Raw genomic sequence first — 10,110 nt, 5'->3', positions numbered from 1 at the left:
ATCCGCCTTGCCCCCCGCGCCCCTCGACGGCCCCGCGACCACCGGCCAGCCCCGCCGCGCGGCCAGCGCGGCCGCCGCCCGGCCGAGGGCAGCGGGCGCGTCGCCGGCCACGACGAGCGTGCGGGCGGGCCCGGCGTCCGGCAGGGGGACAGCCGACGGTCCCGTCCCGGCCGTCCACGGCGCGCCGTCCGGCCGGCCGGCCCACGGCCCGGGCAGCTCCGCGGGAACGGGACCGTCGGGCAGCAGCGGCTCCCGGAACGGCAGGTTCAGGTGCACCGGCCCCGGGTCGCCGGACAGCGCGCCCCGGGCGACGAGCAGGGCCTTGGCCACCAGCGACCGCCAGTACCGGTTCTGCGCCACCTCGCGGCCGGCCTCGGGCACCCCGACGTCGACGGCGGCCCGTACCGCCCCGCCGTAGAGCCCGGGCTGCACGATCGTCTGGTTCGCCCCGGTGTCGCGCAGCTCCGGCGGGCGGTCGGCGGTGAGCGCCAGCAGCGGCACCCCCGACGCGTCGGCCTCGAGCACGGCGGCGTGCAGGTGCGCCGTCGCCGTTCCGGACGTGGTGAGCACCGGCACCGGGCGGCCGGACGCCTTCGCCAGGCCGAGGGCGAGGAAGGACGCCGTCCGCTCGTCGATGCGCACGTGCAGGGTCAGCCGGCCGGCGCGCTCGGCCTCGAACAGCGCCAGCGCGACCGGGGCCGACCGCGACCCCGGCGCGAGGACGGCGTCGGTGACGCCGCCGCGGACCAGCTCGTCCACGAGCACCAGCGCGCACCAGGTGGCGGGGTTCACCGAGCGCTCACCGCGGCCAGCCGGGCCCCCCAGCGCGACTGGGTCGGCGGGTCGGCCGCCACCTCGGCCAGCCGGTCGGGCTCCACCCGCCGCACCGGCAGCGCGCCGTCCACCGGGAGCAGCGGCGTGCTCGTCACGTCGCCGGCCAGCAGTGCGACGGTGGCCAGCCCGCAGGCGAACGGCAGCTCCGGCAGCGCGGCGGCCAGCGCCACCCCCGCGGCGATGCCGACCGACGACTCCAGCGCCGAGGAGACCACGCACGGCAGTCCGTGCGCCTCGGCCACCCGCAGCGCGGCCCGGACCCCGCCCAGCGGCTGCACCTTGAGGACGACGACGTCGCAGGCCTGCCGCAGGTCGACCCGCAGCGGGTCCGCCGCGCGGCGCACGCCCTCGTCCACCGCCACCCGGACGTCGGTGCGCCGGCGCAGCGCGGCCAGCTCGTCGAGCGTGGCGCAGGGCTGCTCGACGTACTCGAGGCCGACGCGGTCCAGCTCGCGGATGCGGGCCACCGCGGTGTCGACGTCCCAGGCGGCGTTGGCGTCGACGCGGATCGCGCCGTCCGGGCCCAGGGCGTCGCGCACCGCCTCGACCCGAGCCACGTCGTCGGCCGGCGTCTGCCCGGGCTCGGCCACCTTCACCTTGGCGGTACGGCAGCCGGAGGCGGCGACGAGCGCGTGTGCCCGGTCCGCGTCGACGGCGGGCACCGTCACGTTGACCGGCACCGTGTCCCGGACCGGGGCGGGCCACCCCTCGACCGCGGACTCGACGGCGGCCGCCCACCAGCGGCGGCTCTCGTCGACGTCGTAGTCCCAGAACGGGGAGAACTCGCCCCAGCCGGCCGGGCCGTGCACCAGCACGCCGTCGCGCGCGTCGATGCCGCGGAAGCGGGTGCGCATCGGCACCGACCAGATCCGCACGGCGTCGATCACCGCCGCCTCCGCCACACGAGCAGCGTAATCCGGCCCTCCTGCAGGGCCCCTCCGCGAGCCTGCGAGCGGTGGGGGGCAGGAGGGTCCTTACTCTGGGACCTCGTGGCCCGGCACCTGATCCTCGTGCCCGCGCCCGCCGACCCCCTCGCGCTGCTGCCGCACCTGCGCGCCGCGCTCGACGGCCGCGCTCCACTGGCGGTCCTCCCGGCGGGCCCGCCCGCGGCGGTCGAGGCGGCCCGCGCGCTGCTGCGTCCCGAGGAACCGCTGGAACCCGGCGCGGACCTCGTCGTCGTCACCTCGGGCTCCACCGGCGCCGGCTCCGGCGTGCTGCTGCCCGCCGCGGCCGTGCGCGCCTCGGCCGCGGCGACGCAGCAGCGCCTGGGCGGCCCCGGGTCGTGGCTGCTCGCCCTGCCGGTGTCGTCGATCGCCGGGCTCCAGGTGCTGTGCCGGTCGATCCTGGCCGGCACGTCGCCGACCGTGCTCGCCCGCGGTGAGCCCCTGGCCGCCGCCCTCGCGCGGATGCCCGCCGGCCGGCGGTACGTGGCGATGGTGCCCACCCAGCTGCGCCGGTACCTCGACGCCGAACCGGACGCGCTGCGGGCGCTCGACGCGGTGCTGGTCGGCGGCGCCGCCACGGACGCCGGCCTGCGGGCCCGGGCCCGGGCCGAGGGCGTCGCCGTGGTCACGAGCTACGGCATGACCGAGACCGCCGGCGGCTGCGTGTACGACGGCCGGCCGCTGGACGGCGTCCACGTGCGGATGACCGGCGGCGGCATCGAGCTGGCCGGGCCGGTGCTGGCGCTGGGCTACCGGCTGGACCCCGAGGGCAGCGTGGCCGCCTTCGCCGGCGGCTGGTTCCGCACCCGGGACGCCGGTGCGCTCGACGCGGACGGCCGGCTCACCGTGCACGGGCGGCTGGACGACGTCGTCGTCACCGGCGGGGTGAACGTCGCCCCGCCGGCCGTGGAGGGCGTGCTGCGCGAGCACCCGGACGTCGCCGACGCGGTGGTGTTCGGCCGGCCCGATGCGGAGTGGGGGCAGCGGGTGGTCGCCGCCGTCGTCCCCGTGCCCGGGGCGGAGCCGGACCTCGCGACGCTGCGGCCCTGGGTCGCCGACCGGCTGGGGGCGCCGTCCGCCCCCCGTGAGCTGCACCGCATCCCCGCCGTCCCGACGCTGCACACCGGCAAGCCCGACCGCCGGGGCGTCGCCGCGGCCCTCCAGGAGGAGTGACGATGGCCACCCCCGCCCAGTGGCTGGCCGGCGCCCGCCCGCGCACGCTGCCCGCCGCACTGGCGCCCGTGCTGGTCGGCACCGGCGCGGCCGCCGCGCTCGACGGGTTCCGGCTCGTCCCGGCGCTGCTGGCGCTGGTCGTCGCGCTCGCGCTGCAGGTGGCGGTGAACTACGCCAACGACTACTCCGACGGCACCCGCGGCACCGACACGGTGCGGGTCGGGCCGATGCGGCTGGTCGGCTCCGGCGCGGCGACGCCCCGGCAGGTGCTGGTCGCGGCGCTGCTCTCGTTCGCCGTCGCCGGCGTCGCCGGGCTCGCGCTGGCGGCGCTGTCGAGCTGGTGGCTGGTCGCCGTGGGCGCGGCGTGCATCGTCGCCGCCTGGACCTACACCGGCGGCCCGATCCCCTACGGCTACCGGGCGCTGGGCGAGGTGTTCGTCTTCGTCTTCTTCGGCCTGGTCGCCGTCGTCGGGACGACGTTCGCGCAGACCCGCTCGGTCGAGGGGCTGGCCGTCGCCGCCGCCGTGCCCATCGGCCTGCTCATCGTGGCCCTGCTGGTGGTCAACAACCTGCGCGACATCGAGGGTGACGCCGCCGTCGGCAAGCGCACGCTGGCGGTGCTGGTGGGCGAGCGCGGCACCCGGGTGACCTTCGCGGCGCTCCCGGTCGTCGCGTTCGCCGTGGTGGCCGCGATCGGGGTGACCCGGCCGTGGGCGCTGCTGGGCCTGCTCGCCGTCCCCCTGGCCGTGCCGCCGGTGCGCACCGTGCTCTCCGGCAGTCGTGGTCCGGTGCTCATCGGGGCGCTGCAGGGCACCGGCGTGATGACGCTGGCCACCGGCGTCCTGGTCGCCGCCGGCCTCGCGCTCAGCGGCTGAGGCCCTACCCTGCCGGCATGGCGGGCCCCGACGGCGTCGGACGGCGGCTGGCGCTGCTCTGCCTCCAGGGCGACGGCCGGCTGACCGACTCCCGCTGGGCCGACCGCGCGGTGCGGGCCGGCCTCCTCGTCGACCTGGCCCTCGCCGGCCGGCTCACCGACGCCGACGACCACGTCGCGGTCGACGCGACGCCCACCGGTGACCCGCTCGCCGACCACGTCGCCGCCGACCTGGCCACCTCCGGCCGCACGCTGGACGAGGTGGTCGCCGACGGCGGCCCGGACCTCGCCGAGATCGCCCGGACGCTCGTCGCGGAGGGTGTGTGGGAGCCGTACCGGCAGCGGCGGTGGTGGCGCGGGGAGCGCTACCGCCCCGTGGACCCGGCGGTGTCGCGAGCGGCGGTGTCGGCGACGCTGGAGGGGATCGGCGCGCAGCCGCCCCCACCGCTGGCCGCGGCCACCGCGATCGCCGAGGTGGCCGGGCTGCTGGGCGGCCGCTTCGGCCCGGTCCGCGACGAGCTGGTGACCGCCGCCGGGGACGCCGGGTGGGTCGTGGGCACCGTCGTGACCGGGCTGGCGTCCGCGCGCTCGTGGTACGGGGCGGTCACGCGGATGACGACCCGCGACCTGCACACCCCGGGCTGACCGACGGGTCAGGCGGGCTGGTCGCCGCTCAGGCGGGCGCCCAGCCGCTGCTCGGCCTGCTGGCGGGCGACGCTGCGGGCAGCGAGCCCCTCGGTCAGCCGCTCGCGCGAGGGGCGCAGCAGCACGTAGGACACCGGCATCGACAGCAGCAGGCCGAACAGCAGGCCGGGGAAGCCCTCCAGCCCGAGCCACCACAGCAGCAGCACGAGCGCGGCTGCGATGGCCAGCCGGCCGACGGTGTAGATGACCAGCCAGGGGGCGATCCGCGGCGGGGCCGCCGGTCCCCCGGTCGGCGCGCCGGGCACCGTCGGTTCAGCCTTCTCGGCCATGGCGGCCCTCCCACTTCGTGCTCAGGACGACGGTCGTCCGAGTCCGGGCGACGCCCCGGATCCTGTTCAACGCGCTGATGGTGGCCTCCAGTGCCGGGATGTCGGTCACGCGCACCTTGAGCACGTAGCCCTCGCTGCCGGCGACCCGCCAGCAGTCCTCGACCTCCGGCATCACCCGCAACGCCTCCACGAGCCCGGTGTCGTCGACCGAGTCGCTCTCGATGACGCTCACCAGGGCCGTGACGTCCAGCCCGACGGACGGCGGGTCGATGATCGCGTGGTAGCCGAGGATGACGCCGGCGGCCTCCAGCTTGCCGACCCGCTCGTGCACCGCGGGTGAGGAGAGCCCGACCTGCCGGGCCAGTTCGGCGTAGCTCGCCCGACCGTTGGCGCGCAGCAGCTCGATCAGCTGCCGGTCGACGGCGTCGATGGTGCGCTCCCCTCGCCCGGCGGTGGACTGCCGCGGTCGAGTATCGCCGCGCACGTACTGTGGAGTGCACTCGGGCTCGACGGCAGGGGGTGGACCGCCATGGCGTTCCTGGTGGTGCTGGTGGTGGCGGTCGTTGTGGTCGTGCTGGTGATGCGCGCGGCCTCCGCGGCGGGCGGTCCGGGCGCGGGCGGGGTGCGTGCCCCGCGGCGTCCGGGGCCCCGTCCGGGGCGCGACGTCCGGCCGATGGCGCCCGACGACGACCCCGAGTTCCTACGCGAGCTCGAGCGCCGCGCGCGGCGCGACGACGGCTCTCCCGCGTAAGGCCCCCTGCAGGGCCCCGCCGCGGGCTTGCGAGCGGTGGGGGCAGGGGTCCTCTCTCAAGCCGCCCGAGAGCCGAACAGGCGCCGCCAGCCGCGGGGCTTCTCCGGTGCCTCGTCGGCGACCGACGTCTCCTGACGGGCCGGCTGGCTCGCGCCGCCCGGCCAGCCCACGCTGCCGCCGGAGGGCGTGCCCTCACCGGAGCCCGGGGACCCGGGCCAGCCGACGTTGCTGTGCGTGCTCTCGGCCTCCAGGTCACCGTGCCGGCCGGCGGGCACACCCTCCTGTCGCCGGGCGAGCGCGGCGGCGACGACCGGGTGCACGGTGGCGCCGTCGGCGGCCGAGTGCCTACCCACGGGGAACTGCCCCGTTCTGCGTCATGCGCGCATGGAAGCACGCGGCGGTGGGCCGCGTCACGCTGCCGGCCCCCGGAACGGCCAGCGTGTCACCCCTCGGGGGTGCTCGTGCGACTCAACTGACCCCTGCGTAACTGTGCAGTCCCGTGGACACCATGTTCACGTACAGCAGGTTGAAGATCATGACGCCGAGGCCGACCACGTTGACCCACGCCGCAGGACGCCCGCGCCAGCCGGCCGTCGTCCGCGCGTGCAGGTACCCGGCGTAGACGACCCAGGCGATGAACGCCCACGTCTCCTTCGGGTCCCAGCCCCAGAACCGGCCCCAGGCGCTCTCGGCCCAGATGGCGCCGGCGATGACGGCGAAGGTCCAGATCGGGAAGCCGAAGACGGCGGTGCGGTGGGCGACCCGGTCCAGGGTCGCGGCGCTCGGCAGGCGGGAGAGCACCGAGCTGCCGGCGTCGGCGCCGCCGGTCTCGTGCCGCACCCGCAGCAGGTACAGGACACTGGCGATCCCGCTGACGAAGAAGATGCCGAACCCGAGGATCGCGGTGCTGACGTGCACGGCCAGCCAGCTCGAGCGCAGCGCCGCGACCAGCGGGCCGGTCTCGGTGTAGAGGAAGAGCCCGATCGCGACCAGGGAGATCACGACCGGTGCGAGCACGAAGGCGCCGATGCTGCGCACCACCGGCGTGCGGACGGCCACCACGAGGAACGCCACCACGCCGACGAGCACGACGGCGGTGGCGAACTCGTACATGTTGCCCCAGGGCAGCCGGTCGGCGGCCAGGCCGCGGGTGACCAGGACGCCGGTGTGCACCAGCGCGCCGAGGGCGGTGAGCGCGATCCCGGCCAGGCCCCACCGGGCGGTGGCCGTCGTCTCGGCCGGAGCCGCGCCGTCCCCGCCGGTGCCCGTGCCGACCCCGGCGCCGACCAGCTCGCGGTCGGTGGCCGGACGGCGACCGAAGGCCAGCTGCGCGGAGAAGGCGACGACGGCCACCGAGTAGAGCGCGACGGTGATCGAGAACAGGGTGTCCGACAGGTCGGCCAGCGACTGGTCAACGGTCACTCGGGAGAGCCTCCGGTTCCGGTGCGGGCCCCGCCGGACGACGGGGTGGGGGTGCCGGGGGCGCGGGCGTCGAGCGCCGTCCGCAGCCGGCCGGTCAGCTCGGCGAACCGGGGAGCGCTGTCGCCGCCGCCCCGGGTCAGCGAGCCGACCGTGAGCACGGTACCGCCGCCGTCGGAGGCGGGTCCGACGCGGGCGAAGAACCGCTCGCGGCGCAGGAGCAGCAGCGCGAGCAGGCCGAGCAGCAGGCTGACCGCGGCGGCGAGCACCCACAGCTGCCCGGGGTCGTGCGAGAACTGCAGCGCGGCGAACTGCCGGTAGCCGCTGAAGGTGATCGCCGTCCCGTCCTCGAGGGTCAGGGACTGCCCGACCGACAGGTTGGCCCGGCCCACCTCGGCGAGCCGGCCGCGCTCGATCTGGCTCCGGTCCAGCGCGTACACCGACTGCGGCAACCCGGAGTCCAGGCCCAGGTAGCCCTGGTAGGCCAGGATCGCGACCTGCGGGTTGAGCGGTCGCGGGTCGATCGAGGTGAGGATGCCGCCCTGCAGCACGCCGGTCGGGGCGAAGAAGCCCTCGAGGGCCAACTGGTCCTCGACCCCGGCACCCAGGTCGGGCAGCTTGAGCGCGCCCTCGCTGGCCATCGTGGTCTGGTCGGAGGGGAGGAACGGCGCGGAGACGTCGGTGAACGCCGTCCCGTCGGGCAGCGTGACGGTGAACGCCGGGGAGTAGCCGTGCCCGGTGACGTAGACCCGGTCGCCGTCGAGGCGCAGCGGGTCGTTGACGCCGATCGTCGTCGGCCTGCCCTCCTCGCCGGGGGCGCCGTAGGAGATGTCCGCGGTGAAGGAGGCCGCGGTCAGGTTCTCCTCGTACTCGGCGCGGAAGTCCTCGAGGTCGACGCACAGCGGCGTGAGGTCGCCGCCCTCGACCAGGGGACCGGCCGAGTAGGTGTCGTACTGCTGGAACGAGTTGCAGAACCCCTGGCCCTCGGTGACCAGGATGCTGCCCTCGTAGCCCCACAGCTTGCCGCCGGCCAGGCCGAGCAGCAGCGCCACCAGCGAGAGGTGGAACAGCAGGTTGCCGGTCTCCTTCCAGGAGCCCTTCTCGGCCGACAGCTCGGGGCCGGACCCACCGGACCGGCGGACGACCCGGAAGCGGCGGACCCGCAGCTCCTCCTCGACCACGTCGAGGGCGGCAGCGCCGTCCAGGGCGGTGGGCAGCTCGGCGGAGTCCGGGAGCCGCAGCAGCCGGCGGGGGGCCGGCGGCGGCGCGGCGCGCAGCGCGCGGGCGTGCTCGACCAGCCGGGGGACGACGCAGCCGATCAGCGAGACGAACAGCAGCAGGTAGACCGCGGCGAACCACGGGGAGCTGAAGACGTCGAACAGGTAGAGGCGGTCGAGGACGGGCGCCAGCGTCGGGTGGTCGGCGAAGTACTGGGTGACGTTGCTCTGGTTGAGCGACCGCTGCGGCAGCAGCGACCCGGGGATCGCCGCCAGCGCCAGCAGGAGCAGCAGGATGATCGCCGTCCGCATGGCCGTGAGCCGGCGCCACCAGCGCAGCCAGAGGTTCAGCGCGCGCCGGCCGGCCGAGGGCCCGGCCGGCGGCTGCGGCACCTCGGCCGGCCGCGGCGGCGCTTGCAGGCTCATGGCTCGACTCCGAGCTCGTGCCGCTCCTCGCTCGCTGGCGCTCGCTGCGATGCTCGCTCGCCCGTCGTTCTCGCGGTGCTCACAGGGCGGACTCCCCGAAGCCTGTCGCGGCCAGCCATGAGCGCAGCCAGCCCATCATCTCGGTCCAGGCCCCGGTGACCAGCAGGACGCCGACGACGAGCAGCAGTGCGCCGCCGACGCGGGTGACGGTCCGGGCGTTCCGGCGCAGGAAGGACGTCGCGCCGAGAGCCCACCGGGCGCCCAGCGCCACCAGCACGAACGGCACCCCGAGGCCCAGGCAGTAGGCGACGCCGAGCACCGCGCCGCGGCCGGCGGTCGCCTCCACGTAGGCCAGCGAGTTGACCGCGGCCAGGGTCGGCCCGAGGCACGGCGTCCAGCCGAGGCCGAAGACGACGCCCAGCAGCGGCGCCCCCGCCAGGCCGGCGACCGGGCGGGCGGAGATCCGGGCGGTGCGCTGCAGGACCGGCAGCCAGCCGAGGAAGGCCAGCCCCATGACGATGGTGACGACGCCGAACACGCGGGTCAGCACGTCGGCGTGCTGCAGCAGCAACCGGCCCAGCCCGCCGAACGCGGCGCCGAAGGCGACGAAGACCGCGGTGAACCCGAGCACGAACAGCAGCGCGCCGAGCACCATCCGGCCGCGGGAGGAGCGCTCGTCGGTGCGCACCGCGGTCGCCTGGGCCCCCGGGGGAGGAGAACTGCCGGCCGGCACCGCGACCGCCGCCCGGGCGCCGGTGCCGGCCAGGCCGGTGACGTAGGACAGGTAGCCGGGCACCAGGGGCAGCACGCACGGCGAGGCGAAGCTGACCAGCCCGACCAGCGCGGCCACCGCGGCGGCGACGAGCAGCGGGCCGTCGGTGACGAGGGCGCCGAACGTCTCCCCCATCAGCTCCCCTCCGCCACCAGCGAGTCGATCACCGCGCGCAGGTCGCCCTGGGCGACCTCGCCGGTGTAGACGGCGGCCACCCGGCCGTCACGGTCGAGCACGATCGTGGACGGGATCGCGTTCGCCGGGTAGTCCCGGAACGCCAGCGCCACCTCACCGCGCGGGTCGTAGAGGGAGGGGAACTCGATGCCCTCGCTGTCGACGAAGGCCTGGGCGAACTGCTCGCTGGTCTCCTTGACGTTCAGCCCGAGGAAGGCGACGCCCTGGTCCCGGACGTCGGCGTAGACCTCCTGGAACTCCGGCGTCTCCACCCGGCAGGGCGGGCACCACGAGCCCCAGAAGTTGAGGACGGCGACGTCGCCGGCCAGCTCGTCGGAGGAGAACCCGCCCCCGCCCAGCAGGGTGCCGGAGAAGTCGGGCGCGGCGGCGCGCTCGGCCGCCGGGATGACCTCACCGGCCGGGGTGCCGGCGACGAAGCGGAACTCGCCGCCGTTGTTGACGTCGACGGCGTTCGCGCCGGTGGAGCAGCCCGCGAGCAGCAGCGCCGCCGCCAGGGCACCGAGCAACCCACCACCGGGGCCCCTGCGGGGA

The 10,110-nt window shown here is 76.5% G+C and carries 13 protein-coding genes; 4 read left to right on the top strand and 9 right to left on the bottom strand.

Translation table 11 applies throughout. From position 1 onward, the window contains the following. Window positions 1-792, bottom strand: a 792-nt coding sequence (gene menD / locus MY526_RS05700; protein ID WP_436703431.1) for a 2-succinyl-5-enolpyruvyl-6-hydroxy-3-cyclohexene-1-carboxylic-acid synthase, incomplete at its 3' end; no start/stop codon positions are given. Next, the gene (locus MY526_RS05695) at window positions 789-1,736 is read right to left on the bottom strand and encodes an o-succinylbenzoate synthase (RefSeq protein WP_436690016.1); all 948 of its coding nucleotides are present in this window, start codon (window positions 1,734-1,736) and stop codon (window positions 789-791) included. The genes MY526_RS05695 and menD, both read right to left, overlap by 4 nt. A gap of 87 nt (window positions 1,737-1,823) precedes the next feature. On the opposite strand from MY526_RS05695, the gene menE reads away from it, so the two are divergent. Genes menE through MY526_RS05680 form a run of 3 tightly spaced genes read left to right on the top strand, consistent with a single transcriptional unit; the run spans window position 1,824 to window position 4,470 of the window. Continuing rightward, the gene (gene menE, locus MY526_RS05690; protein ID WP_436690018.1) at window positions 1,824-2,951 is read left to right on the top strand and encodes an o-succinylbenzoate--CoA ligase; all 1,128 of its coding nucleotides are present in this window, start codon (window positions 1,824-1,826) and stop codon (window positions 2,949-2,951) included. A gap of 2 nt (window positions 2,952-2,953) precedes the next feature. Continuing rightward, complete coding sequence (locus tag MY526_RS05685) at window positions 2,954-3,826, top strand: 1,4-dihydroxy-2-naphthoate polyprenyltransferase (protein WP_436703430.1); 873 nt, start codon at window positions 2,954-2,956, stop codon at window positions 3,824-3,826. Between the two features lie 17 nt (window positions 3,827-3,843). Beyond that, window positions 3,844-4,470: a GPP34 family phosphoprotein gene (locus tag MY526_RS05680; RefSeq protein ID WP_436690022.1), complete on the top strand. Its 627-nt coding sequence runs from the start codon at window positions 3,844-3,846 to the stop codon at window positions 4,468-4,470. Window positions 4,471-4,478: 8 nt separating this feature from the next. On the opposite strand, the gene MY526_RS05675 is transcribed toward MY526_RS05680, so the two are convergent. Further along, complete coding sequence (locus MY526_RS05675; protein WP_436703429.1) at window positions 4,479-4,799, bottom strand: DUF4229 domain-containing protein; 321 nt, start codon at window positions 4,797-4,799, stop codon at window positions 4,479-4,481. Beyond that, a complete protein-coding gene (locus MY526_RS05670) occupies window positions 4,783-5,283 on the bottom strand; it encodes an Lrp/AsnC family transcriptional regulator (RefSeq protein ID WP_436690026.1) in 501 nt (166 codons plus the stop codon). Before MY526_RS05670 ends, MY526_RS05675 begins: the two co-directional genes overlap by 17 nt. A 45-nt stretch (window positions 5,284-5,328) precedes the next feature. Here MY526_RS05670 and MY526_RS05665 point away from each other — a divergent pair, with 45 nt between their 5' ends. Next, entirely contained in the window at window positions 5,329-5,550 is a 222-nt protein-coding gene (locus MY526_RS05665) for a hypothetical protein (protein WP_436690028.1), read from the top strand. 56 nt (window positions 5,551-5,606) lie between these two features. Here MY526_RS05665 and MY526_RS05660 read toward each other — a convergent pair whose 3' ends face one another. The 5 genes from MY526_RS05660 to MY526_RS05640 all read right to left on the bottom strand — a co-directional run bounded on the left by MY526_RS05660 (window position 5,607) and on the right by MY526_RS05640 (window position 10,085). Further along, window positions 5,607-5,903: a hypothetical protein gene (locus MY526_RS05660; protein WP_436690030.1), complete on the bottom strand. Its 297-nt coding sequence runs from the start codon at window positions 5,901-5,903 to the stop codon at window positions 5,607-5,609. Between the two features lie 115 nt (window positions 5,904-6,018). After that, complete coding sequence (gene ccsB / locus MY526_RS05655; protein WP_436690032.1) at window positions 6,019-6,972, bottom strand: c-type cytochrome biogenesis protein CcsB; 954 nt, start codon at window positions 6,970-6,972, stop codon at window positions 6,019-6,021. Next, window positions 6,969-8,612 (bottom strand): cytochrome c biogenesis protein ResB, encoded by a 1,644-nt coding sequence (gene resB, locus MY526_RS05650; protein WP_436690034.1) that lies wholly within the window; start codon window positions 8,610-8,612, stop codon window positions 6,969-6,971. Before resB ends, ccsB begins: the two co-directional genes overlap by 4 nt. Window positions 8,613-8,691: 79 nt before the next feature. Then, window positions 8,692-9,519, bottom strand: a complete 828-nt coding sequence (locus MY526_RS05645) for a cytochrome c biogenesis CcdA family protein (protein WP_436690036.1) — start codon at window positions 9,517-9,519, stop codon at window positions 8,692-8,694. Continuing rightward, window positions 9,519-10,085: a TlpA family protein disulfide reductase gene (locus MY526_RS05640; RefSeq protein WP_436690038.1), complete on the bottom strand. Its 567-nt coding sequence runs from the start codon at window positions 10,083-10,085 to the stop codon at window positions 9,519-9,521. Before MY526_RS05640 ends, MY526_RS05645 begins: the two co-directional genes overlap by 1 nt. Window positions 10,086-10,110: the final 25 nt, after the last annotated feature.

The organism is Geodermatophilus sp. CPCC 205761 (genome assembly GCF_051383655.1).
In the GTDB taxonomy this organism is placed as follows: Bacteria; Actinomycetota; Actinomycetes; order Mycobacteriales; family Geodermatophilaceae; genus Geodermatophilus.
Note: the sequence above shows the minus strand (reverse complement) of the source record. Positions and strands in the feature narration are given on the sequence as shown.

Excerpts from the sequence above, each read along its gene's own strand:
- resB (WP_436690034.1), bottom strand. The coding sequence starts at position 8,612 with ATGAGCCTGCAAGCGCCGCCGCGGCCGGCCGAGGTGCCGCAGCCGCCG.
- MY526_RS05680 (WP_436690022.1), top strand. The coding sequence starts at position 3,844 with ATGGCGGGCCCCGACGGCGTCGGACGGCGGCTGGCGCTGCTCTGCCTC.
- MY526_RS05675 (WP_436703429.1), bottom strand. The coding sequence starts at position 4,799 with ATGGCCGAGAAGGCTGAACCGACGGTGCCCGGCGCGCCGACCGGGGGA.
- MY526_RS05645 (WP_436690036.1), bottom strand. The coding sequence starts at position 9,519 with ATGGGGGAGACGTTCGGCGCCCTCGTCACCGACGGCCCGCTGCTCGTC.
- MY526_RS05685 (WP_436703430.1), top strand. The coding sequence starts at position 2,954 with ATGGCCACCCCCGCCCAGTGGCTGGCCGGCGCCCGCCCGCGCACGCTG.
- MY526_RS05665 (WP_436690028.1), top strand. The coding sequence starts at position 5,329 with ATGGCGTTCCTGGTGGTGCTGGTGGTGGCGGTCGTTGTGGTCGTGCTG.